This is a genomic window from Vagococcus sp. WN80Y (genome assembly GCF_059621045.1).
This window is the reverse complement of the sequence record NZ_JCAQHY010000165.1, coordinates 67,485-92,385: the sequence shown is the minus strand read 5'-3', so window position 1 is coordinate 92,385 and position 24,901 is coordinate 67,485. Positions and strand designations below refer to the sequence as shown.

The window sequence follows — 24,901 nt, the reverse complement described above, 5'->3', positions numbered from 1 at the left end:
AAATAAGCGATCAAACAAGACTAATTCTCCCAATAAACTAAAAAACAGAAGACTGAAAATCATTTTTACGATTTTCGGTCTTCTATTTTATTTATCCTGAGACTTATGTCCCAAGCTCTTCTTCATGTAAATTATATGACAAAGGTGTTCTAAAAGTAATTAATCCTCGATTAATTATTGTTGGGTACTGGTTATTTTAGCTTTTATGGTAGCCATGATTTCATCACTTAAAATGTTAATTCCAGCTGATTCAAGGACATATTTTGCAGCCGACGTTTTGTCCCAAAAGGAGGTTTCATCAGTCGGATATAAAGCAGTAGTAAACCAAGTAATCAATAGGAAAATGATGATTTCTGCCATTTGTTTGGGATAAGGGGTCTGTATCGAGCCGTCTTCATTTCCTTCAACAATCAGTTGTTCAATATAAGGGGCAATGATCTCGTTATTGTTTCTAGTATGTCTCATAAAAAGTTTGGGGTTATCCAAAAGTGTGTGACTAGTGCGAAAAGCTGTCAGCGTTTCTTCATTTGATAACCCTTCTAGAAAAAGTAACTGGAGTTTTTCTAGACCATTTAGTTCAGCGTTACGAGTAATTTTTTCAATTGTCGCGGGATTTAGGATGAAACGTTTCACGACAGCATCGACAATGTCATCTTTGGATTGAAAATGATGATAAATGGCGCCACGGGTTAGTCCGTCTAATTCATTCACGATATCTTGGATAGAGGTTTTTTCATAGCCTTTTTGCTTAAATAGACGGGTTGAAGCGTCTAAAATATCATTAATAGTCTCTTCAGAATTGTAGCGTTGAGTCATTTAGTTAAAACTCCTTCCAGTGTCTTTCTATAAGTATACTATGGAATAAGTCAGATGTGTTACCTTAGCTTTGTTAAAAAAAATGAGAAAATTTCATAAATGTTAACATAATGCTAATTTAAAGCAGTAAGTATGCTATAATTTTTACATTATTAAAGTAGGTGGGGAAAAACATTAATGGAAAATAAAGAGCAACACTATGGACTGATGACGGCCGTCACGATGATTGTTGGCATCTGTATCGGTTCCGGTATCTTTTTTAAGGCTGACGACATTCTGCGAATGACTGGAGGCAATGTTCTTCTTGGGGTATTAGTACTCTGTATTGGCGCGTTTAGTATTATTTTTGGTAGTATTAGTTTAACGGAATTATCAATTAGAACCGATAAAAGTGGTGGCTTGGTCGGTTATTTTGAAGCATTTATTTCACCAAAGATGGCCAGTGCATTTGGTTGGTTTCAGACTTTTTTGTACTATCCGACAATTAATGTGGTGGTTGCATGGGCAGCAGGGATTTATACTTTGATTATTTTAGGATTACCTAATAATTTGGAGTGGCAAGTGCTTATAGGTCTGGTGTATATTTTGATTATTTACGGTATGAATTTTATTTCCTTAAGATTAGGTGGCTATTTTCAAATTGTGTCAACCTATGTTAAATTAGTGCCATTGATTGGGATTGCTTTAATTGGCTTCTTTTGGACAAAAGGTCATCCAGAAATCCCAGCCGATTTAACGGCAGTACCTTTGACCAATGTTGGTTGGGGATGGTTGGCGGCTCTAGCGCCTGTTGCGTTTTCTTATGATGGTTGGCCAATTTCAACGAGTATTACAAATGAGATTAAAAATCCGAAACGGACGATGCCTCTGGCTTTAACAATCGGTCCGTTGATTGTCTTAGCAGTGTATGTCACTTATTTTCTGGGAATGAATAAGATGCTCGGCTCTGAGTACATACTAGCGGCGGGTGATCAGGCAGTCTATGCAGTAGGTGAGTGGCTGATGGGACCAAGTGGCGGCACGATAATTACTTTGTTTGTGATTATCTCGGTTTTAGGTGTAACAAATGGTGTAACATTAGGAAATCTGCGGATGCCTCAAGCTCTAGCGAGTAAAGGAATGATTCCTCAGGCTGAAAAAATAGCTAAGATAGATTTTAAGAAACAATTATCTTTTGCCTCTTTCGGTGTCTCATTAGGTTGTTCCTTATTTTGGATGTTGATTCATTACTTGACACAGAAGACAGGAATTTTAGCCGGTGGCGATATTAGTGAAATAGCGATAGTTTTTGGCTATATGTGCTATCCGATTCTCTATATTAAAATTATCCGTATGAAAATTAAAGGAGAGATAAAAAGCACCTTTAAAGGCTTAATTGCCCCTATTTTTGGTGTGCTAGGTAGTTTGATTATTGTGGTTGGGGGGATTGTCTCTAATCCGCAATATGTACCAATTTTTATTCTTATTTGCTTCTTATTCTGCTTAGCGGGCTATCTTTATTATCAGAAAAGAGCTAACTAACATAATTGAACCACCTCAGTTACTTTAGAAATAAAGTAGCTGAGGTGGTTTTTTTTGATAGTAGAAATATTAATCTTGTTCGTCTGAATCAGGACCACGAAAAGGAAAATCTCTGCGGGGGTCAAAATCAGCATGAGAACCAAAGCCAGATCGAGGATCAAAGTCGTGAGGGGCTGGTTGGTCAGGCATTGGTCTATGACCGCCAAAACCGGGCATACCCATTCGTGGATCAAAGGCACCTCTTGGACCTCGCCGAGGGCGCCCACCAAATCCACGTCGTGGGTCTTTGGGAACTTCTTTTTCCAACTCGGTAATTAATTTGGTCATTATCTGACCAAATTGTTGTTGCTCAAGTTCTGTTAGATGATCAAAAATTGTTTGTTCAGTTTGAGGTTCTGCTAGAGCATCAGCTGCTTTTTTTCCTTCCTCTGTTAACGTAATGGTCATAATTCGCCGATCCTGCTCTGAGGGTTCTCGGGTAATAAAGCCAGCATTTTCCAATTTCGCTAATAGCTCGCCAAGTGACTGAGGACGCATGTCTAATAAGTATGAGAGTTCTTTTTGAGTAATCACTGGTTGGAGATTTAAAAGGCTCAGTACTCGCCCTTGCCCCTTGTGAGGATTAGCCGCTAGACCTTGGCCGTGTCTCTTTTTTTGAAAGTGGCGGTGCATCAACGATTCTAGAGTAATAAAGCGCTCAGTTAATTCTTCGCTTGTGTATAATGGTTCGTCTGTCATAAAAATTCCTCCTAATAGTATAGTCAGTTTAATATAATCAGGTACCTGTATATTCACATTGTAAAGGTACCTGATTAATTTGTCAAGGTGAATGTTTTTCCTATTTTTTTTCATAGGTATAAAATGGTGAACTAATATAGAAACAGATTTTTTCATTTGTATTGTTGCTGAAACTATTAAAATAATTCGCTTGACAATTTAGACAGGTACCTTTACAATTCAATTCAGTAAGGTACCTGTCTAAATAAATAAGGTGAAGAACCTGCATAGGTGATCTTCATCTGAAATGAGTGATGAATGATGATGAAATTAGTGAAATACGTATCCAAAGGAGCGGTAATTGCTGCTTTATTTTTTTTAGTTATCCAAGTAGGGACGTCACTTTATCTTCCCTATTTAACAGCAGATATGGTGAATAAAGGTGTTTTAGGAGGAAATGGTGACGTTATTTGGCATCAGGGAAGAGTGATGATTCTTCTTACTATTATCAGCTTACTTGCTGCCTATCTTAATACGGTGATTGCTTCACGAGTGTCCTTCAAGTTCGGTAATCGATTGCGAGAATTGGTTTATCAGAAGGTGCTAAGTTTTTCTAGGGAGGATTACGATCATTTTGGTACCTCATCACTGATTACGCGTAATATCACAGATGTCAGTCAAGTTCAAAATTTGGTGTCAATGTGTCTAAAATTTTTAGTTCTTGCGCCACTTTATTTAATCGGTGGTATCACATTGACTTATTTATTGAGTCCAAAATTGGCATTGGTTTGCTTAGCTGTGTTACCAGTTCTAGTTGTGGCGGCAATCGTCGTTCATAAGATTGCTAATCCTCTGTATGAAAAAATGCAACAAACAGTGGATCGGTTGAATGCGATATTTCGCGAGGGCATAACGGGAGCCAAAGTCATTCGGGCATTTAATCAAGAAACCTTAGAAGAACGCAATTATCAGGCAAGTAATCAAACCTATCAAAAAGTATCGATTAAAGCAGGGACGATTATGAGTGTGTTTATTCCATTAATTAGCTTGGTGATGAATTTGACGACCTTGGTGGTATTATGGATTGGGAGTCATGATGTTGTTAATGGAATTAGTGAAATCGGAACAATTATGGCTGTCTTAACCTATACAGGACAAATTTTAATGGGTTTTGCGATATTAACAAGTGTTATTCTAGCTGTTCCCAAAGGACAAGTTTCTGCTAAGCGTATCAATGAAGTATTGGAAATGGCGCCACAACGACCTGCTAACAAACAGTCAGAAGTATCTGAAAATGTCGCATCAGGTCTAGTTTTAGAAAAGGTTAGCTTTAGCTATCCGGGAGCGACTAAAGCCGTTTTAGAAGAGGTCAGTTTTAAAGCAAAACCCGGTCAAGTTCTAGCGATAATTGGCGGCACGGGGGATGGAAAGTCGACCTTACTACAGTTGCTTAATCGAGAATACGACCCAACGGCTAGTCAACTGTATTGGCAACAACGACCACTTGACTCAATAGAACGTCGTGCATTGAATGAAGAAATTAGTGTAACGCCGCAGAAAGCGACTCTTTTTCGAGGAACGATTCGGTCTAATTTATTATTGGCAAAAGCAGATGCTACAGAAGCAGAGCTGTGGCGAGCACTGGACTTGGCGGAAGCTCGTCAATTTGTGAGCAACTTACCATCTGGTCTAGACAGTCAAGTAGAAGCGGGCGGGGATAATTTTTCTGGCGGACAAAAGCAGCGTCTGTGTATTGCGAGGACCCTACTTACAGAAGCTGCTATTTATATTTTTGATGATTCCTTTTCGGCTTTAGATTTTAAGACTGATCGAGCGATTCGTTTAGGATTAAAAGAGGCCTTAGCAGACAAGTTAACAATTATTGTAGCACAACGAGTTAATACAATTGTTGAAGCAGATGTTATTGTTGTTTTGGATCAGGGGAAGGTAGTTGGAACGGGAACCCATATGGAATTACTCGCAAAAAATGAGGTATACCAAGAAATTGTAGCGTCACAAATGGAAGAAGAGGTGGCAGCATGAACAAACAAAATGAAGCCAATGGCAAAGAAATGACCCGTACCATGACCCGTCTGTTAGGATATCTTAAAGGAAGCCGCTATTTATTGTTAGTTGCGTTAGTATTAGCCATTACTGGAACGTTATTTCAAGTTATAATGCCAAAAATGTTAGGGAATAGCACCACACTGATTTTCGACAGTTTAGGTAGTCAGGCATTCTCTTATACACCATTATTAAAGCAACTATTGTTAGTCGCAAGTTTAATGCTGGGGATTTTTATGATGACATTTTTGCAACAACGTTTGATGTTGGTGATTAGTCAGCGTGTTATTTTTAGCTTGCGGCAACAATTAAAAATCAAGATGAATCACTTGCCGATTAGTTACTTGGAACGACAAGCAAAAGGGAAGTTGATGTCGATTGCCATCAATGACCTGGAAAACATTGTCACGACGCTACAATCGGGTTTAACAGACATGATGAGTAGTTTTGTGATGTTAGTAGGAGTCTTTATTTTCATGCTGACCATCAGTTGGCAGCTTACGTTAGTTGCGCTGCTTTTAATTCCCGCTAGTCTTGTGGTGATGAAAGTATTAACGCCGTATACAACTAAGCATAATCAGCGCTATCTAGGGTTTCAAGGTGATTTAAATACACAAATTGAAGAAACGTATCAAGGGTTTGCTTTACTTAAAAGCTACAATCGTGAGGAGGCTGAACTTGCCACTTTTATGACAACTAATAATCAAATGGCGACTGCTGGCTGGAAGGCCCAGACCTTTGGGGGTAGTATGATGCCGACTCTCATGAGTCTACAAAATTTGGTGTATGTGCTGATTGCGATTCTTGGTGGGATGAAGGTTATGAGTGGGACGATTACGATTGGGGATATGCAGGCTTTCCTACAATATTCTGGTGAGTTCTCAAATCCATTGATTCAAACAGGTCAAATATGGAGTAATTTGTTGTCAGCGACTGCGTCGGCTAAACGAGTGTTCAGCGTATTAGATGAGGACGAAGTTGTGGAGCACTCACCGTATTTGGCGGCTAAATCAAGTCAAGCAAAAGTTGAATTCGATCATGTAACCTTTGGCTATGATCAGCCATTGCTTAAAGAGTTTAATTTGAAGGTAAAAGCTGGTGAGACGATTGCGATTGTCGGTCATACTGGTGCTGGGAAGTCGACTTTGATTAATTTATTGGAACGCTTTTATGAGCTTCAAGGAGGAGCCATTCGATTAGAAGGCGTAGATACTCGTCAATTGACTTACAAAGAATTGCGTCAACGATTGGGAATGGTACTACAGGATACGTGGTTATTTTCAGGGACTATCCTTGAGAATCTGCAATACGGTAATAGTCAGGCTAGTATTGAAGACATTAAACAAGCAGCTAAAGCAGCCTTTGCAGATGATTTTATTCAAACCTTGCCTGAGGGATACGGAACGCTGTTGAATGAAGAGGTTAGTAATTTATCCCAAGGACAAAAGCAATTGTTGACAATTGCTCGGGCTTTGGTGGCCAATCCAGACATACTCATTCTTGATGAAGCAACCTCTAATGTTGATAGTCGCACTGAATTATTGATTCAAAAAGGCATGAAGGAATTAATGAAAGGGCGGACGAGCTTTGTTGTGGCTCATCGACTATCGACAATTTATGATGCTGATCGAATCCTAGTAATGAAGGAAGGGCGAATTGTTGAGATGGGCAATCAGCAGGAATTATTGGAAAAAGCTGGTGAGTACGCTACAATCTACTATAGCCAATTTGCTCAAGCAGCGGCTTAAAAAGGAGTAGAGGGGAAGATGGGACAAAAGTCTCACCCATCCTTTATTTCACGTATGTTATGTGACAAACGCGCTCCAAAAGTCTGCTCTCTCGGCAATTTCTCAAAACCCGAGCAATCGAAATTACCGATTGTTCGGGTTTTTCGAGATTGCTCGGAGCAAAACGACTTTATGTCCCAGCTTAATTAAAAAATGGGTTTGTTGTAATCTCTTGCCCGATTGTTGTTGGACCTCGGTGCCCTGGATAGACAACGTAATCCTCAGGTAACGTGAATAAGTGAGTTTGCACACTTTCGAGTAGTTGAGCCATGTTTCCCGTATAAAGATCGGTTCGGCCAATACTTCCTGCAAAAAGGGCGTCACCAGTGACGACAAAACGGTCGCTATGGAAAATCAAACTAACGCCGCCTATAGAATGTCCCGGTGTTGGCACCACTTCAAAGGTCATGCCACCAATCGTGTATTCTTTCATTTCAAACTCATACTCTGCTGGCTCGACAATAATTGGTCGACCGCCCATGGCTGACAAATTATACTGTGTATTTCCTAGCCATTCCTGCTCGAGTGGACTGACATACACAGGAATCTTATAAGCATGACGAATGTCTTCAACTGCTCCAATATGATCATAATGAGTGTGAGTTAAAAGAATCGCGACAGGCGTTCGATCGAGTTCTTTGATGTAAGTTTGAATCAATGAGCTATCATTTCCCGGATCAATTACTAATAGGTTCTCTTCATTATAGATGAGGTAACAATTTTCCTCTGCTGGGCCAGTAGTCACAAAATATTTAACGTTAATCATTTTAACAATCCCTCTCTTTCTCTACAATTTCTAGTATAACGAAAAAGAGTGGGGCTGACAAAGAAAACTGTTTTTAAGCGTAATATTGGATAATGTCATTCAGTACAAGAGTGGCACCTGTGCCGGCTTTGCTGTCGTAATAAGCAGTAAAGTCAGGCGTTAACACGTATATATTGCCAAGTCCCTTATGGTCTTCAGCTTTATATCGTCCCCAAGCCTGTGATAACCATTCTTTATGTAAGGTGAAAATATCGAAGGCATCTGTTGAGGGAATTGTCATTTCTGCATGCTTTGACAAAAGCCCTAGCATTTTTTGTTCATTGGCTTCTCTTTTTTGATAATCTGCTTCGCTTAGATTCATCATCGCAGCATTAGATTGCTCGACACGTTCCTCGCCGTAGTTGCTACGAATTTCTTGTCCATATTTACTTTCATTTTCTTCGACTAATTGTTGTTTAAAGGCTTCAAATTTTTGTTTATCAGTCATTATTAAGTCTCCTTTTTGTGCCGCAATCGTTGTGTCAATCGTGCTAATCAAGGCGGTTAGGCGCTGATTTTTTAAAACAAGTGACTCACGATGGGCTTCTAGTAATGTCAGATAATCTATTTCGGGCTGGTTAAGGATAGTGGCGATGTGATCCAAACTGAGTTCGAGTTCACGAAAGAAGAGAATTTGCTGCAGCTTATCGACTTCTTTTTTTCCGTAAATCCGATAACCAGATTGAGTGGTGTGACTAGGGTTAAGTAAACCAATCTGGTCATAGTAGCGCAAAGTTCGCGTCGTAATGCCTGCTAATTTTGCTAGTTTATTTATGGTGTATTCCATTAGTTTTTCCTCTCGATTAGTTACTGACAACTATACTATAGACTATGACGTAACGTAAAGGTCAAGAGATAAATTGACGACTTTATTTTGGAAAAAGTTTGAAATAGATAAGCGGTGATGAATGGGAGAAAAATAATCAAAAAAATTATTTTTGTTTGTAACCTTTTAGCAAGTTCAGAGGTATTAGTAGTAGAAAGCTCAAAAATTACATGATATGATAATTTGTGATTAGATATTAACAAGCATAAGGAGAAGAGTTTAAATGAAAAAGTGTATGAAGTGTGGAGCTGAACAACCAGAAGAGTCAGTATTTTGTTCGGCATGTGGTGAAAAATTAGAAGAGGCAACGGTTAATGTTCAAGAAACGTCTACCGAAGAGGAAGCAGCTGTCATTGAGTCAGCATCTGAAACAGAAACAGTCAATGAGGAATCAACAACTGAAGAGCACGAGGAAACACCTGCTAGTTCGTTAGAAGAAAAGGAAGAACAGGTGGAAGTTCCTGCTAGTTCGTCCGAAGAAAGTGAAGAACAGGCGGAAGTTCCTGCTAGTTCGTTAGAAGAAAAGGAAGAGCAGGAGGAAGCACCTGTCAGCCTACCTGAAGAAAGTAAAAAACAGCCTGAAGCTAGCCAAGATCTTAGTGAGAAAAAACCTAAAACTTCTTCTAAAAAGAAGGGCTTAGTAATTGCTGTCGTGGTCTTAGTGGTCTTGGCTGTCGGTGGTTTCTTAGGATATAAAGTTATTTCTGGTCGACCGATTGATATTATAGAAAAGGCTAAAATCGAATTTACAGGCTATGATACGATTGGAACTGCGAGTTATAATGAAGATAAAATTGCAACGTTAGTATCAGAAAAGTCAATGAAAAAAGCCGGAATTTCTTCTAAAGACATTGATAAATTAATTAAAAACGACAAAGCCATATTGAAAAAATATAAAGGCGATGTTAAATTAAGCTTGAAATTAGAGCAAGCAGAAAAAATGGCAGATCAAGTGACGTATAAGCTGTCTAAGACGGCTGATTTATCAAATGGGTCAAAAATATCTTTCACAGTTGAAGATAAAAATTCTGATAAAAACAAATTGATCGAAGAAGGCTCGAAAAAAATTGAAGTAGAAGGGCTTAAAGAGATTAAGGAAGTGACAGTAGAAGATGTCCTGGATGATGTCGATTATTCATTCACAGGCTATAACGGATTTGGCAAACTTGAAGTAAAGAAGAGTCCATATAAAGTTGCATCAGATAAACTATTCAGTAAAGTTAGAGATGATGGAAATCTGTCTAATGACGATAGTGTTGAGCTAAAAGTCGCGCCTGATGTGAACAAAGAATTACTGAAAAAAGGGAAAAAATTAAAACGTGGAAGTACCCTTAAAGTGAAAGTGGCGGACCTGAAAAGCCCGATGGATGTTGGGGATTTAGGCAAGAGCTTAGAGAAAATTGATGAATTAAGCAAGAAATATTATGACACGATTAAGCTTGAAGATTTTAACTTAGATATTACTGATGCTGATTTAAAGGCAATGGGAGCAGATATTAAGTTTGAAATTACGCGTCAAGAAAGTTATTTACGGATCGAAACTGATTCGGAAACAGGCGAACCAGTATTTGATATTCAATCGATTTATAAGGTTGAGGCAACGATGTCTGCCCAAGGTACGTCTGAAAAAATGACAAGATATGAATCTCGTGGCTTTTTAGAAGTCCCAGTTGTTAAGGATAAATTGGATTATGCTAATGAAATTGTGTTACCTATTGTCTTTGAGGAAACAATGGATGCAGCTGTCAAGAAATTACAAAAAAGTGATGATGGTTTTCAAAAAATTGAATTAGGTTTAGGCGCCGGTGATGGTGAAAAAATTTAGTCTGGTAGTATGAGTGGAAAAATAAATGTAAAGGGGCTGTGACATAAGTCACGCCCTTTTTTTGTTGCACGTATATTACATGATAAACGCGTCCAAAAAGTCTGCTCTTTCGATAACTTTATAAAAATCGTTCAATCGAAAGAACCGATTTTTCGATTTTTATCATAGCTTCTTTTTCATTATTGATAAAGCTGGACGGTTCCGACAGATGTGACGTGATTGTTCTCAACAATCAAGCCCCCGTTATTTTCCATTGCATAGATCAAGGGCGTGTTGGTTTCTGAAAGGACTCGCTTAATTGATTTCAGTTGTTCTGGAGAGTGCTCAAAATGAACTTCTATGCCAAAGTTTGTGATTAAATCAAGTCCGTTCTGATAACTAAAGTGCTCATAATCAGCATCAGGTGTAATATGATAATTTTTCAGTTGAACCATTGCGCCAGCACTACTGCCAATTAGAATCCCTGTAAAGTTCTCTAGAGAGTTTGTAATAGCCAGTGTCTTAAAGCGTGTCATCATTTGATCGGGCAAGCCACCTGTCAGGAAAATAATGTTTGATTGTTTGATGGCCTTTTTCAATTCAGAAGATGTTGTAGTAAAATAATTAATAAAGGTAATCTTGCTTTCAGGAATACCAAAAGTAGTAAATGGCGTGATGACTTCTTGATAAAAGGCGCCATCTGGTCCATAAAATTGGTGCCAATTTTCAGAGGTCAGCTCTCCCTCAGCAAAAGAAAATGGTAGAACAGTCACATTCATATCAGCTTTTATGAAGGGTGAGACTTGGGGATAGGCCCAGTCTTCATGAAAATTGTAGAGATTGAACAATAGTTGAATCATGGTGAAAACCTCCTTAGGATGAATGAAAGGCCTCTTATTACTATAAGAGAATCATTTACACCACCATAACATGTTAGCTAGCTAGTTTCAATTATAAAATAGGAGAGCGATGTAGAATGAAAATAAGGTATTTATGTGGCAGCTTACTCAGTGATGAAAGCCAAAGGAGAAAAGACCAGTGAAAATTGATATTGATAAAAAAATTAAATCTCATGAAAGTTACATTGAAACATTGGGTAAAAAAGGTGAAAAACTTATTTTGGATGAAATTACTTTTAAAAAGAAAGAGTTTAAAAATGTTGATCTATCAGAAAGTTTTCTGACAGCTTGTTCGTTTGGGAGTATGAGATTGGAAAATGTCGATTTTTATAGAGCGAGCTTATATTCATCTGTTTTTTCAGATACACAAATTATTCAAGGGATATATGTGAAAAGCGAAGCAGATTATACTTCATTTGTTAAGTCTGTTATTAGTGATACAAATTTTTTTAAAGCTGAATTAACTGAAAGTAATTTTTCTGGCACGCTCATAAAGAATAGTTCGTTTGTATCAAGTGATTTAAGAGAAGCTAATTTTACGAATTCTTTTTTAGAAAATATAGATTTTGAGTTAACGAATATTGATGAAACAATCTTTAAAGGAGTTACTTTAAAAAATATAATAAATATAGATTTAGCTATGATTAAGTCAATTAATATAGGATCTTTAGAGGAACCTAAAATTTTAGAGGGAGAGCATGCGGTTAAATGGATATTAGACAATGTTAATAAGTAGAACCAATAGAGACTTCATCTGGTTATTAACTTACCACTTTTCTTTTTATCTTCCTTCTAAAAAATCCGTAGAAATAGAGAAACGTTGATTTTAAAGCCTTTTCAAGAAGCGGTCAAAGTCAATGATAGCTAATTAGGGTAGATTAGCTCAAAATATGGAAAGAACTGGATTAGACAATACGTGCTTAGCTGTGATATAATTAAGGTTAAACAGTTATTACGAGTTAATTTATTAACGTTAAAACGTATTAATAACATATATTCGGTGTTGTTGAAATCATATGTCCGCCAAAAGCGTACATGTTGGAAACAACGTTACAATCAACGGCTTATTTTTGAAAAAGATGATAATATCAGCGTTTGTTAGAGTAATAAAGGTATTAACATAACGAAAATAGGATTGATGTATGTCCGTGTTTGGCGTACATGAACAGATCGAGAATTTTAGTTGGAATAACAGAGCTGCTAATTTTCGTTGTTAGCAGTAGCAAATACATAAAAATAACAATATTCAAGCAATAAAAAAAGAGGATGTCCGTTAAAAGCGTACATGTAGGAAACAACGTTACAATTAATGGCTTATTCTTTTGAAAGATGATAGTATCAGTGTTCGTAAGAGTGATAAAAGAATTAATATAACAAAAATAGGGGTGATGTATGTCCGTGTTTGACGGACATGAACAGATCGAGAATTTTAGATGGAATAACAATAACTAGCGTTGAATACAAAATGTTATTCGGATGGAAGTAGCCATTAATAAGCACAATCATTTATATAGTAATGCCTTGATTTTATGTCCAGTCTTAAAATTAAGGCATTTTTTTGTTAACTAAAGGTTGTGAAATACGATTTTAATACTTGTTAATAATGTACATGAGTAATTAATCAATTATCATTTTATTAATGTCATCCCACCCGTAGAAAAATCAAATGAACCTATGACTCTAGCACTAAATTGTAGTACAATTTAATAGGACGTTTATTACTAACGATTGTAGAGGAGAGATCAATGGCTATCAAACATAACATAAAATTAGTATTCTGGATTTCATTAATAATCATGGTATTTTGCTGGGAAATATTATACTTTTCGTTTGGAGAAGGCTTTATTATGGGGCTATCTCTTTGTACGAGTTTTTATTTTTTACGGGGATGGTATCTAAAAGCCATTCGGGTTACTCGCTTTTTTAATCAGCCGAGGCGACGGCTGTATCTATCTTTATTGCCAATCATTCCAGTATTACTATATTTGCTGACACTGATAACAGTTGCATCTTGGGATGTGGTTGGGGAGATGTCATACGTTCTTATGTATTTATTTTTAGGAATAGCATGGCTAGCTTTGAGTTTTGATGGCATGCTATTAATGTGGTCCTTTTCGTATGAGGACGATGTCCTGATGGGAAAAAATAAGTCATCTTTGATTATGTTGACTGGGGCAATAATTGGCAGTTCACTGATTTATGCAGGGGCTAATATTGGTGATGGCCCTGGCTGGTGGACGGTTGTTTTTGCAGGTGGTTTAGGGACGATTACTTGGCTAATTTTGGGTCTGTTAATTAATCAACTGACAGGGATTGTTGAGTCGATTACGAGGGAGTTTGAGCTCGGGAGTGGCATACGATTTGCTGCATATTTGGCAGCGTCAGGGTTGATTTTGGCGCGAGCTTCCTCAGGGGATTGGACCTCGTTTTCAGTAACAGTGAGTGAGTTTATGAGCGGCTGGCCGGTGCTACCATTGGCCATTTTGGCGGTAGTTGTTGAGCGATTTATGTTTAGGAGTCAAGCGGATTCGCTAAGTGAAAGAGAGATAAAAATAAAATCGATTGGAGTATCAATAGCTTATTTTGTATATGCGATTTTTGCATTAGGCGTGTTGATGCCTCAGTTTTAGGAGGTAACCTTTGAAAGGACAGATTCAACTAAAAAAAGTGCCTGAGGCTGACTATTCGGATTATCGTTATGAAGTCATTTTTCAAGCATATAAATGGGACCCACAAGTGGAGGATGCCAATACGGTGAGTGACTATGTCGCTGTGTTGGACGAAGCGGTAGTCGAAGAGCTTACTAAAATGGCTGAGCAGTTGGCAGTTGAAACAACGGAGATGGAGACGGAGCTCTTGACTCATCTCGATTATGCACGAGAGCTAGGTCTGCCACGGACAATGTGCCGTAGCATGGAAAAAGCGACGAATTACCGAAAGGAAGAGCATGTTCGCTTAATGCGTTTTGATTTTCATCCAACAACAGATGGCTGGCAGATTTCAGAGGTTAATAGCGATGTGCCCGGAGGTTTTGCAGAGAGTTCGATACTGCCTGAAATTGCGTCACGATTTTTCCCAGAGACAGTGCCGTCTGAGAATTTTTCTACTCATTTGTTCGAAGCCTTTGAACAGCGGATTAGGCCTGAGAGTACGATTGGCTTTGTTCATGCGACATCCTATGCAGATGATCGGCAGGTTATGCAGTTTATGGGTGATTTTTTTGAAACCAAAGGCTATAAGTCGGTTTACTTGGCACCGGATCATGTTAAATTTAAGGAAAAACAAGCGTATAGCTTGTTGGACAATCAACAGGAGCCCTTGGCGGGAATAATTCGTTTTTTTCCGTTAGAATGGATGCCAAGACTGCCGTTTTCAGCTGATTGGCAAGGGTATTATTCAACTCTGACACCGTCGTGTAACCATCCCGTTGCAATGCTCACTCAGCCGAAGAGTTTACCGTTAATTTGGGATAAATTGAAGGCTGATACTAGCTTATGGCGGCAATTGCTACCTGAAACGAAGAAGGTTTATCAGTTGAATTATGATGAGCCAGACTATATTTATAAACCAGTTTTTGGGCGTGTTGGTGGCGATATTACCATTAAAGAAGCGACCAGTGAAAAAGAGTTTAAACGAATTAGTAAGGAAGCTCAGAAAAGAAAAAAAGAATGGATCGTCCAAAAACGATTTGACAGTCAACCGATCCAGACTGATGATGGCAAAGAGTTTCATCTGTGTATAGGCGTTTTTGTTGTCGATGGTGTTTTTTCTGGGCTCTACGGACGAATCAGTCCCTATGCAAGAATTGATGAAAAGGCAAAAGATATCCCAATCATCATAAAACGAAATGAAGTCTAGTAGGTAGATTTATAAAGAAGATGCGATACAAGGAGGAACGATGAACGAGGAATTAGAGCTATATAAAAAATGGGCACCAGATACAGCAATGTGGACGCAGTGGGCAAAGCCTGTTATTTTTATGAATATGAAATTGGCAACTGCTTACCGTAAAGGCGTGACAGGACAGGCAACAGGTGATTGGGCTAGCTATCAAGCAGATAGACTACTGATTATTGATTTACCCAGTGATTTAGGCGTCAAGGAAGGGCTGGCTGTAGCGAAAATTGGTTACCGCCCCGTGCCATTATACAATGGTGTTCCTGGTGATCGATCAGCAGTAGTACCGAATCAGAACATTGTTGAAAGTCTAAAAAAAGGTGGCGAACAATTAGCCAGATTAACTTTATCAAACACAGCCAATCCTGCATTTCTTTTAGACACAAACCGCTTAAAAGGCATGAAGAGAAAACCGGGAACCTTTGATAATCGGTGGTGTGTCGTGTCTCAGGATATGCCATCAGCAGCTTATTTAAAAAAGCATGGGATCAAGGAAATAGCCGTCCGAACAAATGAGTTGCAAGATGATTTAGCGACAATACTTTATCAGTATCAAAAACAGGGGATTGCAATCTACCTTTGTAACAGTCAAGGAGGCAGCAAGTTAAAAACGATTCCTAAACCAAAAAGCTTGGGGCTGTTTTACCGCTTTCTACTTCTTCTCGGCTTTACGAGAAGTGCGACTGGTGGCTTTGGTATGACAATCTCAGAAGTTAGCTCTGGTGTCGGTGGGTATCGAGCAGGTTAAGTCTCAAGTGAGTAATTCGTTTTTATTCAGTTATTTTAACTTTTTTTAAATCAACTTGGCACGTTTCTTGCTATTTAAAAGAGCCACCTCATTAGCCCTATTATAGGCTCATGAAGTGGCTCTTATTTGTTGTTATATAAAAACACCTGTTATTGACAACGTTTTCTTTTCGGTGTACGATGTTCCTGTTAGCTCCACCCTGATAATTAAATATTCTATGGCACGCCTCGCAGTTTGACGGCAATCTTACTGCGAAGCCCAGAGACTACAGACACTAGTCACCAGTTGCCAATAGCTAGATTTTACCCTAGCTTTCTTTATTGTACCCAATCTAAGCGCTTTTTTCTAGTTTTTTCGTAAAATTCAGAAATTATGTTAGCTTAGGATTTGGGAATGAAAAGGGAGAGAGTGGGATTATTTGAGCTACCAACTATTGAACCGGGATTAGACTGTGAGTCTGATTCCGGTTTTTTGTGCGTTTCGCGATCGCGCATCAGCTCGCCGTAGGTAGGTTATCAGATGGGGCTAATATGAGGAGAGGCCTCTTTGAAACTAAACGAGTAATCATCGTAATGACATGTATGGTATAAGGATTAGAAATCGTAAAGGAGACTATTATCGTGGAAAAAAAGAAGTTACAGATTGGGCTGATTGCCTTGATTATTGTGGCTAATATCGCCACAGGGATTACCCCTGCTCTTGCCAAGATTGGCAGTGCCTTTCCAGAGGTTGGTCGATCTCAGCTACAAATGATTATCTCCCTAGCTGCCTTACTCAGCTTTTTAGCCTCTATCGCAGCGGGAAAATTACAAAGTCTCTTTACTCAAAAAACAGTTGTGTTAAAAGGTGCTGGTCTTTTAAGCCTCGGGGCATTGCCCTTGCTTTATCAAACTAATTTCACTTTTCTATTAGCTATTTCAGTCCTATTAGGGGCGGGGAGTGGTCTGATGACCGCAACGATCCCTGCTTTGATTGCGCGCTATTTTGAGGGGGACGAACGAACTGCCATGCTGGGGAAAAAGACTGGCTTCCAAGGCTTAGGCACGATGTCTATGACTTTTCTTGGCGGGATTTTAGCTGTCTATGGCTGGCAGTATAACTACGGGATTTTTCTACTGGCGGGGCTAGCGTTTATCATTGGGCTGCTCTTTTTGCCAAACGATCCTGTCATAAAAAAAGTCAAGTCAGAAGCGGGAGTAGAGGAAAAGGAAAGCGATCAGAGCAAGTATCACGTGTCAAATTTTAATATCATCCTCTTACTTACTTTGGCGGTGACTCTGACCATGCTCAGCTCGACACTTTCTAATAATATGGCTCTGCATGCTGACATTAAAGGAATTGGTGATTCATCTGTCTCGGGCTTAGCTCTTTCTTTTAACAGCCTAGGCACGATCTTAGCTGGTTTTGTTGCAAGCAAGGTGATCAAGGTGTTAAAAAACCGAACGTTACTGGCAGGATATTTGTTGATGATTACAGGGCTTGCGATTATTGGTGGGCTTCATCTAAAAATCGGGATTGTTGGAGGGGCCCTTGTTTTCGGGCTAGGCTATGGCACGGTCATGACTCGTTTACTTTACTTGATTACCTCTCTTTTAAAATCCACATCAGTTCCTGTGGGGATGAGCTTATTTTCTGCATTGACTAGCTTAGGATTTGCTTTTTCTCCAATGATTATGAATGGCATTTCGGGCTTAGTCTCTGATAATTTAGCAACCACTTCATTTTTAGTTGCATTGATTTTTGCCGGAATTATCGCCTGCGTTTTATTAGTGACAAATGTTGAAAAGAAGCTTGTTGTGAGGATTGTTTAAACAATAAAGGAGGAACTAATAATGGGATACGATCAGACATATTTTGATGAAGTAATAGACAGAAGAGGCACTATTGCCGGGAAATGGGATGGATTAGAGTTACTGTACGGTACGTCGGATCTGATTCCGATGTGGGTGGCTGATACTGATTTTAGAGCACCAAAGGAAGTCGTAGAAGCTATCGTAGAACGAGCAAAACACGGGATTTTCGGTTATGGATTTTATGGGTTTGCTTATACTCATAGTCCGATTGATTGGCATTTAAAACGCAATAACATTGTGTATGAAAAGGACAGTCTCTTTTTTACACCTAACGTATTGGTGTCTTTAAATAATGTAATCCGAGCCTTAACTGAGGAAGGGGAAGCTGTTCTAGTGGTTAATCCTACTTATGGACCGTTAGAAAAAGAACCGTTAGCGACTAATCGTCAAGTTATTACCTCTAAGCTTGTGAAAAAGGATCGTCGCTTTGAAGTTGATTTTGTGGAATTTGAACAATTGGCAAAAGAAAAGGAGATTAAGCTTTTCATTCTTTGCAATCCTCACAATCCAACGGGCCGAGTTTGGACAGAGGAAGAGCTGAGGAAAATGGTTAGTATCTGTCAGCAGTATCAGATTCCGATAGTAGCAGATGAAATTCATTCCGATCTGATTATGCCGGGCTATCATTTTACGCCGATTATGGCAGTGGCTCGTAAGCTGAACTATGATCAGCAAGTTGTCATGCTTGGGGCACCAACGAAAACCTTTAATATGGCGGGGCTACATGTGTCTTATTACATGACAGAAAATAAGGCCTTTATCGAAAAAATCAATCAAGTTAAAAGCTACAGCCATACGAATGATTTACTCAATAGCTTTGCTTACTTGGGATTGACAAAAGCCTATGAACACGGAGGGGCTTACGTCGACGCCTTGACGGAGTATTTGTATACGAACTATCAATATTTAGCAAGTGAGCTAGAAGCCCACTGTCCTTACGCAGAGGTCACTAAACTAGAAGCGACCTATCTGGTTTGGATTGATGTCTCGAGCTTGAAGCTGACCGGAAAAGAGCTCCGAGAGAAGATGGTTGAAAGTGGCGTTGCCATTCAGACAGGAGAGGACTTTTTTCAGGAGGAGGGCTTATTCTTCCGAGTGAATATCGCCTGTCCTAGAAGTATCTTAGAAAAAGGAGTTAAAGCAATTGTCGAATGCTTGGAAGGATTGGGTTAAGAGAAACTAACAGAGTGAAGTAGAGGAGATAAGTTGTTACAAGTTAACACGGGTGTTTGTAGCCAGTAATCGGATAGCTATGTTGTATTTCTAATCATGGCGGTTTCTAGTCATAACTAGAAGAAGTGATGAATTGCCTTAAAAATAATCAATGAAGTCTCTCAGGACAAGGATAGTTTGTTTGAGGGGCTTTTTACTATTAAGATAATGATTAATGAAAGAGAAGACAGCTCTAGCTATTGATGATACACTAGAAAACGGATAATAAAAAATAACGAGGAAGTGGTTAAGATTGCGACGTTATTATTAGTGGAAGACGACTTAGATTTAGCCTTTATTACACAAGATTTTTTAGAACAACGTAATCATGAGATTATTCATGTGACCAATAAGCAAGAAGCCTTAATGTGCTATCGACAAGATCTGATTGACCTAGTGTTGCTTGATGTCAATTTACCTGATGGCACGGGTTTTGAGATTTGTCAGGAAATTAGACAAACTAACTCTGTTCCGATCATTTTTATGAGTGCTCGGACTGAGGATGTGGACCGAGTTAAGGGGCTACAGTTAGGTGGAGATGACTATATCCCGAAGCCTTATTCTCTTGTAGAATTTTCTGCTAGGGTAGAGGCGTTACTTAGAAGAAGCTATCACTATGAGAAGGAAACGAAGGCGGTGACTAGCTATCAGATTGGCAACATTGTGGTGGACTCTCTTAGTAGAAAAATTACAAAAGCTGGTCAGTTGGTTGAGCTTAGTCCAAAAGAGTTTGAGCTACTGCTAGTTTTATGTGAGCATCGGGGCGAAGCGATGTCAAAAGAACAGCTTCTGAACTTGGCTTGGGGCAATGATACGATTGTCGAGCTGAGTAGTTTGACCGTTCATATGCGCTGGCTTAGAGAAAAATTAGAGGAAACCCCTTCTGAACCTGTTTATCTAAAAACTGTTTGGGGAGTCGGATATTTATTGGAGGGATCACTGTGAAGCCTAAGTTGTATCCCCCGTTGTTAGTCTATTTAGTATTATTAGTTTGTGGTATTGCGCTATTTGTATGGAAGGCTGGCCTACCGTTTGAGTTTCGAGAACAGTCTCTTGCTTTAAATGCCATAGGCTATGATATCGAGGAATTGCCAGAATCGAGTGAGAAAAGGGCTGTAAAAAAACGGTTAGAGCAGTTTAAAGGTCAAGTGGCAGAGGAAAATGAGCGTCAGCTAAAGAGTTATCAGTTTCAATTGCGAGGCTTCCTTATTTTTTTAGCTCTTCTGACACTGGGACTATTTAGTTGGATATACGTTGTGCTTTTACGGCCGTTTAAAAAGCTAGAATCCTTTGCCTATGAGGTGGCCAAGGGAAACTTAGAGGTACCTTTGCCGTATACAAGGAGTAATCCTTTTGGTGCGTTTACTTGGTCCTTTGATTTGTTACGCAAGGATTTATTAGAAAGTGAGCGTCGTCGAGTGCAAGCTGAAAAAGAGCGTAAAGCAGTTTTAGCAACCTTATCTCATGATATAAAGACGCCGATTGCTTCCATCAGAGCTTATGCGGAGGGGCTAACGTTTACATTAAAAAATAAAGAACAGGCTGAAAAGAGCCAGCTTTATCTTAATGTATTGATGAAAAAAGTAGATGAGGTGACCAAGCTAACAGATGATTTATTTTTACATGCGCTGTCAGATATGGAACAATTAACGATTCAAATGGAGGTCGTTTCCTTGGCGAAATGGTTAGCAGATGAGGCTGAAAAAGTCCGCTATGAATTACCAAATCGTTGTACGTTTCCTAAGGTGAATGAAGCTCTTTTGATTGAGACGGATACGAAGCGACTGTCCCAAGCTTTTATGAATATCGTCCAAAATAGTCTTAAATATGCTCCAAACTCTGAGGTTGATGTGACGATTGAGGAACAGGAGACTCATGTGTTAATGGGAATTCATGATCAAGGAACGAGTGCCCAACCGGAGGATGTGCCGTTTCTTACTCAGCGCTTTTATCGAGGGAAAAATGTTTCTGAACAAGATGGCGCTGGTTTAGGTTTGTATTTAAGCAGTTATATTCTTGAGCAAACTAGAGGAAAATTGACTATTGAAGTGACTGAAAATCGCTTTAGTGTCTACTTTTTGATAAAAAAAGTCATTCATTAAGGATTTCTTAATAATTGTTCTTCTATAATAGCATTATTAAGAAAAGGGATGAGGCAAAATGAATGAAAAAAGAATTAATCAGAACTGAAAAGTTATCCAAAAGCTATGTTAACGAAGGGGTGCAAACCCATGTCCTTGTTAATATCGACATAACTATTTATGAAGGTGATTTTACCGTGGTTATGGGAAATTCTGGTTCGGGAAAATCAACCTTGTTATATTGTATCAGTGGAATGGATAAGTTAACAGGCGGCCAAGTATATGTTGAAGGAACACCACTTAGTGGGATGAAGGAGTCACAGCTAGCTCTTTTAAGAACTGAGAAGATGGGATTTATTTTTCAGCAAATGCACTTAATTCAAAATTTAACTTTGTTTGAAAATGTGAGTGTGTCTGGTTATTTGAAAAAGAGTCAGAAAACAGCTGAGGTTCATCGAAGAGGTCTGGAATTATTGACTCAGATTGGGATGGCGCCTTATAAGGATCGTTATCCTAGTCAGGTTTCAGGGGGGCAACAACAACGAGCAGCCATTGCGAGAGCATTGATTAACCAACCAACTATTATTTTTGCCGATGAGCCTACGGGAGCTCTTAATTCATCAGCGGGTAAGGAAATTTTAGATTGTTTGACTCAACGTTCAGCTGAGGGACAGAGCATCGTTATGGTGACCCATGATATTAAGGCAGCACTAAGGGGAAATCGTCTTATCTATGTAAAGGATGGGCAGATTTTAGGAGAGTTTTCATTGCCACACTATGCTGAGGAGTCTGAGGTCAAGCACCGAGAAGCTCAAATCCTGTCATGGCTACAAGAGATGGGGTGGTAAGATGAGAATCTTAACGCTACTTGTTCGGCGAAATCTGCAAAAGAGAAAGGTTTATTCAATTGTTATTTTTATGTTGACCACTTTAGCATCAGTTTGTATGATAATGGCTTTGGGAAGTATCAAAAAATCAAGCGATAGCTTTGAGCAGGCTTTCAAGCGAACGAACCAACCAGATATTACGATTCTTTATCAGAATGCGGAATACGAAGCAGAGTATCCTGTTTTTCTTGCTAAACAAAAGGAAGTCGCTAAAGTGAGCCTAGATGAGGCTGTCCCAGTGCGCTTACGAATCAATAAGAAAAAAATTGACAATATCTTGTTATTTAATTGGGCATCGGAGTCAGTTGACTATCAGGCTTATTCTAAGGAAGAGCTAAGGCTGAAAAAAGGTGACATCATTCTTCCAAGTATTTTTCAAACGACATATAAGCTGAAAATTGGTGATTCGATTGAGTTGAAGACGGCAAATGTTCCGTATCGATTTACCATTAAAGCGTTTGTGGAGGAACCAGGATTTGGCTCGCCTGTTATGGGAATAAAGAGACTATTTATTAACCCCATTGATTATCAAACAATCTCCCAAGTTGAACCAACTAATAATTATCAGCTTGTTGGTGTGACGATGAAGCCATCTGTTAAGAATCAAGATCAAGCGATTCAAAAGGTGATTAAGAAGTTCGGTAGTCAACGACTAAAGAATGGTATGCAGACGGAAGTGACGTTCCAACGCTCTGGTACATTGATGATTGTCAATTTACTTATGGGAATCTTCTTGTTATTTTCTATCTTGTTGTTGATTATTGTAATTATTATTCTGAGATTTGCCTTGCTGGCAACGATTGAGTCGGATTATGTCCAGATTGGTATCATGAAATCATTAGGAACAAGCAATCGATTGATCTGGCTTAGTTTAATTGTTCAGTATACGTTAATCATTTTGAGTGGGGCATTATTTGGCGCCTTAATCAGCTACTTTTTGACACCAGTCTTTGGATCAATCATTCACCGGCTATCGGGAATTATTTGGAAAGGGTCGATTTCAGGTTGGATTGTGGTTTTAGTAATCGTGGGAATGACACTTTTTATTAGTTTAATGATTGCTTTAAATGCCAAAAAAGTTTTAAAAATATCCCCAGTTGAAGCGATAGCTTTTGGGCATACAGAGGTTCATTTTTCACCAATATTATCGGTGCCATTAAGAAAACTGAGTTGGTTACCATTATCAATTCGATTAGGCGTTAAGCAGCTATTGTTAAAATGGTATCAGTATTTATCGTTATTGGTTATTAGTGGGTTGTTTGGTTTTCTACTATTAACAATGCTTGGTTTAAGTGCTTTTTTTGGTGACAGTCAGAAAACAATATCTTATTTTAACTTTGTCGGAGCAACAACAGTTGATATTGAGGTTAGCGCTCCAAATGGGTTAGAGAATAAAGAGGAAAAATTTGATCAATTGGAAGCTAAATTGAAAAAGGAAACAGCTGTATCTTATGCGGCGAAATATACTTTTAGACGAAGTGAGATCGAAGGAAAAAATATCAATCTTTACATTTATGAAAAATTCCCTAAGGCGATGAAACTGGTCGAGGGACGTTTACCGCTCTATGACAATGAGTTGCTGACGACCCCATTATTGGCAAAAAACTTGGGTGTGACAGTCGGCGATCAGGTGACGGTAGCCTCAAATGGAAGCGAACGATCATTTATTATTTCAGGGCTGTACCAATCTGTTTCTGAGATGGGAGCTACATTTGCAATGACTCTCGAAAGCTATCAACAATTTGAAGTGGATGTCTCCTTATCGTATCTAGTATTTAATTTAGCGGATGATTCGAAGGAAAATAAAGAACGAGTCCTACAAAAATTTGAGGGCAATGAGCTTGGGTTGTCGGTACAAGATGGTCAAAAGTTTGCTAAGAGTATGTCACAAACTATCCAGCAGGCTTTAGGTAGTATTATCATTGGAATGGTGGTTATTAGTCTCATCATGATTATGTTATCAAGTGTTTTGTTAAGTACAATTACGCTAAAAAAAGAACAGAAGGATAATGGGATTTTTAAAGCGATAGGATATACAGCTCTGCAACTTCAAAAACAATTACTGGTGAGGTTTCTGCTAATTTCCTTCGTAGGGAGTGTTTGCGGTATTACGCTAGCTTATTTTATGAGTAGTCAGCTTATTTCAATGGTACTTTTTCAAATAGGGATCGCGAAGTTAACTCTGTCGTTTACAGTAGGTAATATGTTATTTGTCAGTGGTTTTATTGTGGGCAGTACGGCCTTAAGTACATTGTTGATTTCATTTTCGGTACGCAAGGTATCACCCAAAGAATTAATGACAGACTGATCTTAGTATAGCGTAGATATAACCTGAATTGTTGAAAAGGAAACATTACTTGATTATAATGAGGGGAGTAACTTAAGCTGAAGGGAGCAAGGTCATGACGAGAGAAGAACAAGTTATCATGAGTGTCAGGAATTTATACAATAAAATGAGCTGGCTAAACAAGATTAAGATGGAAGAAGCTCTTAAAGGGTATCAATCATCTGAGGTTCATTGCATCGAGTATATTGAAAAACTTGCGGATTCTAATGTGACCAAACTTGCTGATGCGTTTTTTATGACCCGAGGAGCTATTAGTAAAATAACTAAAAAATTATTGAAAAAAGGCTATATTGAAAGTTATCAGAAAGCAGATAATAAAAAGGAAATTTATTTCAGATTGACAGAGCAGGGCAGACGCATCTATGAGAGTCATGAAGAGATGCATAAGGAATTTAAAGAGCGAGACAAGGTGGTGTTTGATCAAGTAACAGATGAACAGGTAGCAAGTTTGCTTGAATTTGTTAACACCTACAGTTTGCATTTAGATGATGAAATCAAGAAGATAGAGAATGACTTTAACATGAGTCAATCTGCTAGTGATTAGTAAGAATGAGAGAGGAGAGCTTGCATCCTACTCTCTTTTTTGTTGACAAGGAAACAAATTGAGTGTGTTATATTGTTTCCTAAGAAACAATAT

General features: G+C 38.7%; 20 protein-coding genes. 15 read left to right on the top strand and 5 right to left on the bottom strand.

Going from position 1 to position 24,901, the window contains the following annotated elements; genetic code table 11:
- Positions 1-174: 174 nt before the first annotated feature.
- Positions 175-816 (bottom strand): TetR/AcrR family transcriptional regulator, encoded by a 642-nt coding sequence (locus AC5KOD_RS15915; RefSeq protein WP_496915560.1) that lies wholly within the window; start codon positions 814-816, stop codon positions 175-177.
- Positions 817-993: 177 nt separating this feature from the next.
- Between AC5KOD_RS15915 and AC5KOD_RS15910 the strand changes: the two genes are divergently transcribed.
- A complete protein-coding gene (locus tag AC5KOD_RS15910; protein WP_496915559.1) occupies positions 994-2,337 on the top strand; it encodes an APC family permease in 1,344 nt (447 codons plus the stop codon).
- A gap of 69 nt (positions 2,338-2,406) precedes the next feature.
- On the opposite strand, the gene AC5KOD_RS15905 is transcribed toward AC5KOD_RS15910, so the two are convergent.
- Complete coding sequence (locus tag AC5KOD_RS15905) at positions 2,407-3,075, bottom strand: MarR family winged helix-turn-helix transcriptional regulator (RefSeq protein ID WP_496915558.1); 669 nt, start codon at positions 3,073-3,075, stop codon at positions 2,407-2,409.
- Between the two features lie 300 nt (positions 3,076-3,375).
- On the opposite strand from AC5KOD_RS15905, the gene AC5KOD_RS15900 reads away from it, so the two are divergent.
- Together AC5KOD_RS15900 and AC5KOD_RS15895 are read left to right on the top strand one after the other, a co-directional pair.
- Positions 3,376-5,097, top strand: a complete 1,722-nt coding sequence (locus AC5KOD_RS15900; RefSeq protein WP_496915557.1) for an ABC transporter ATP-binding protein — start codon at positions 3,376-3,378, stop codon at positions 5,095-5,097.
- Positions 5,094-6,866, top strand: coding sequence for an ABC transporter ATP-binding protein (locus tag AC5KOD_RS15895; protein WP_496915556.1), 1,773 nt, complete (start codon positions 5,094-5,096; stop codon positions 6,864-6,866). Before AC5KOD_RS15900 ends, AC5KOD_RS15895 begins: the two co-directional genes overlap by 4 nt.
- 181 nt (positions 6,867-7,047) lie before the next feature.
- Here AC5KOD_RS15895 and AC5KOD_RS15890 read toward each other — a convergent pair whose 3' ends face one another.
- Both AC5KOD_RS15890 and AC5KOD_RS15885 read right to left on the bottom strand, forming a co-directional pair.
- Entirely contained in the window at positions 7,048-7,671 is a 624-nt protein-coding gene (locus tag AC5KOD_RS15890; RefSeq protein ID WP_496915555.1) for an MBL fold metallo-hydrolase, read from the bottom strand.
- A gap of 73 nt (positions 7,672-7,744) precedes the next feature.
- Positions 7,745-8,497, bottom strand: a complete 753-nt coding sequence (locus AC5KOD_RS15885) for a MerR family transcriptional regulator (protein ID WP_496915554.1) — start codon at positions 8,495-8,497, stop codon at positions 7,745-7,747.
- Positions 8,498-8,759: 262 nt separating this feature from the next.
- Between AC5KOD_RS15885 and AC5KOD_RS15880 the strand changes: the two genes are divergently transcribed.
- Positions 8,760-10,361 (top strand): zinc ribbon domain-containing protein, encoded by a 1,602-nt coding sequence (locus tag AC5KOD_RS15880; protein WP_496915553.1) that lies wholly within the window; start codon positions 8,760-8,762, stop codon positions 10,359-10,361.
- Positions 10,362-10,540: 179 nt separating this feature from the next.
- On the opposite strand, the gene AC5KOD_RS15875 is transcribed toward AC5KOD_RS15880, so the two are convergent.
- Positions 10,541-11,200: a Type 1 glutamine amidotransferase-like domain-containing protein gene (locus tag AC5KOD_RS15875; protein ID WP_496915552.1), complete on the bottom strand. Its 660-nt coding sequence runs from the start codon at positions 11,198-11,200 to the stop codon at positions 10,541-10,543.
- 178 nt (positions 11,201-11,378) lie between these two features.
- On the opposite strand from AC5KOD_RS15875, the gene AC5KOD_RS15870 reads away from it, so the two are divergent.
- The 11 genes from AC5KOD_RS15870 to AC5KOD_RS15820 all read left to right on the top strand — a co-directional run bounded on the left by AC5KOD_RS15870 (position 11,379) and on the right by AC5KOD_RS15820 (position 24,808).
- The gene (locus tag AC5KOD_RS15870) at positions 11,379-11,975 is read left to right on the top strand and encodes a pentapeptide repeat-containing protein (RefSeq protein WP_496915551.1); all 597 of its coding nucleotides are present in this window, start codon (positions 11,379-11,381) and stop codon (positions 11,973-11,975) included.
- A gap of 1,009 nt (positions 11,976-12,984) precedes the next feature.
- A complete protein-coding gene (locus tag AC5KOD_RS15865; RefSeq protein WP_496915550.1) occupies positions 12,985-13,869 on the top strand; it encodes a hypothetical protein in 885 nt (294 codons plus the stop codon).
- Positions 13,870-13,879: 10 nt separating this feature from the next.
- Positions 13,880-15,097 (top strand): glutathionylspermidine synthase family protein, encoded by a 1,218-nt coding sequence (locus tag AC5KOD_RS15860; RefSeq protein ID WP_496915549.1) that lies wholly within the window; start codon positions 13,880-13,882, stop codon positions 15,095-15,097.
- A 40-nt stretch (positions 15,098-15,137) separates the two neighbouring features.
- Positions 15,138-15,884: a hypothetical protein gene (locus AC5KOD_RS15855; protein ID WP_496915548.1), complete on the top strand. Its 747-nt coding sequence runs from the start codon at positions 15,138-15,140 to the stop codon at positions 15,882-15,884.
- A 620-nt stretch (positions 15,885-16,504) separates the two neighbouring features.
- Entirely contained in the window at positions 16,505-17,695 is a 1,191-nt protein-coding gene (locus AC5KOD_RS15850; RefSeq protein ID WP_496915547.1) for an MFS transporter, read from the top strand.
- Positions 17,696-17,716: 21 nt separating this feature from the next.
- Positions 17,717-18,910: a MalY/PatB family protein gene (locus AC5KOD_RS15845; protein WP_496915546.1), complete on the top strand. Its 1,194-nt coding sequence runs from the start codon at positions 17,717-17,719 to the stop codon at positions 18,908-18,910.
- 282 nt (positions 18,911-19,192) lie between these two features.
- Positions 19,193-19,894: a response regulator transcription factor gene (locus AC5KOD_RS15840; protein WP_496915545.1), complete on the top strand. Its 702-nt coding sequence runs from the start codon at positions 19,193-19,195 to the stop codon at positions 19,892-19,894.
- Entirely contained in the window at positions 19,891-21,051 is a 1,161-nt protein-coding gene (locus tag AC5KOD_RS15835; RefSeq protein ID WP_496915544.1) for a sensor histidine kinase, read from the top strand. Before AC5KOD_RS15840 ends, AC5KOD_RS15835 begins: the two co-directional genes overlap by 4 nt.
- A gap of 62 nt (positions 21,052-21,113) precedes the next feature.
- Positions 21,114-21,878: an ABC transporter ATP-binding protein gene (locus tag AC5KOD_RS15830; RefSeq protein WP_496915543.1), complete on the top strand. Its 765-nt coding sequence runs from the start codon at positions 21,114-21,116 to the stop codon at positions 21,876-21,878.
- A 1-nt stretch (position 21,879) separates the two neighbouring features.
- Positions 21,880-24,225 (top strand): FtsX-like permease family protein, encoded by a 2,346-nt coding sequence (locus AC5KOD_RS15825; protein WP_496915542.1) that lies wholly within the window; start codon positions 21,880-21,882, stop codon positions 24,223-24,225.
- A gap of 94 nt (positions 24,226-24,319) precedes the next feature.
- On the top strand, positions 24,320-24,808 hold the full coding sequence (locus AC5KOD_RS15820) for a MarR family transcriptional regulator (RefSeq protein ID WP_496915541.1): 489 nt from the start codon (positions 24,320-24,322) through the stop codon (positions 24,806-24,808).
- Positions 24,809-24,901: the final 93 nt, after the last annotated feature.

Bases quoted from the DNA above. Each gene is read 5' to 3' on its own strand.
- AC5KOD_RS15865 (WP_496915550.1), top strand. From the start codon at position 12,985: ATGGCTATCAAACATAACATAAAATTAGTATTCTGGATTTCATTAATA.
- AC5KOD_RS15890 (WP_496915555.1), bottom strand. From the start codon at position 7,671: ATGATTAACGTTAAATATTTTGTGACTACTGGCCCAGCAGAGGAAAAT.
- AC5KOD_RS15910 (WP_496915559.1), top strand. From the start codon at position 994: ATGGAAAATAAAGAGCAACACTATGGACTGATGACGGCCGTCACGATG.
- AC5KOD_RS15820 (WP_496915541.1), top strand. From the start codon at position 24,320: ATGACGAGAGAAGAACAAGTTATCATGAGTGTCAGGAATTTATACAAT.
- AC5KOD_RS15880 (WP_496915553.1), top strand. From the start codon at position 8,760: ATGAAAAAGTGTATGAAGTGTGGAGCTGAACAACCAGAAGAGTCAGTA.
- AC5KOD_RS15900 (WP_496915557.1), top strand. From the start codon at position 3,376: ATGATGAAATTAGTGAAATACGTATCCAAAGGAGCGGTAATTGCTGCT.
- AC5KOD_RS15825 (WP_496915542.1), top strand. From the start codon at position 21,880: ATGAGAATCTTAACGCTACTTGTTCGGCGAAATCTGCAAAAGAGAAAG.
- AC5KOD_RS15895 (WP_496915556.1), top strand. From the start codon at position 5,094: ATGAACAAACAAAATGAAGCCAATGGCAAAGAAATGACCCGTACCATG.
- AC5KOD_RS15875 (WP_496915552.1), bottom strand. From the start codon at position 11,200: ATGATTCAACTATTGTTCAATCTCTACAATTTTCATGAAGACTGGGCC.
- AC5KOD_RS15905 (WP_496915558.1), bottom strand. From the start codon at position 3,075: ATGACAGACGAACCATTATACACAAGCGAAGAATTAACTGAGCGCTTT.
- AC5KOD_RS15915 (WP_496915560.1), bottom strand. From the start codon at position 816: ATGACTCAACGCTACAATTCTGAAGAGACTATTAATGATATTTTAGAC.
- AC5KOD_RS15855 (WP_496915548.1), top strand. From the start codon at position 15,138: ATGAACGAGGAATTAGAGCTATATAAAAAATGGGCACCAGATACAGCA.
- AC5KOD_RS15830 (WP_496915543.1), top strand. From the start codon at position 21,114: ATGAAAAAAGAATTAATCAGAACTGAAAAGTTATCCAAAAGCTATGTT.
- AC5KOD_RS15845 (WP_496915546.1), top strand. From the start codon at position 17,717: ATGGGATACGATCAGACATATTTTGATGAAGTAATAGACAGAAGAGGC.
- AC5KOD_RS15885 (WP_496915554.1), bottom strand. From the start codon at position 8,497: ATGGAATACACCATAAATAAACTAGCAAAATTAGCAGGCATTACGACG.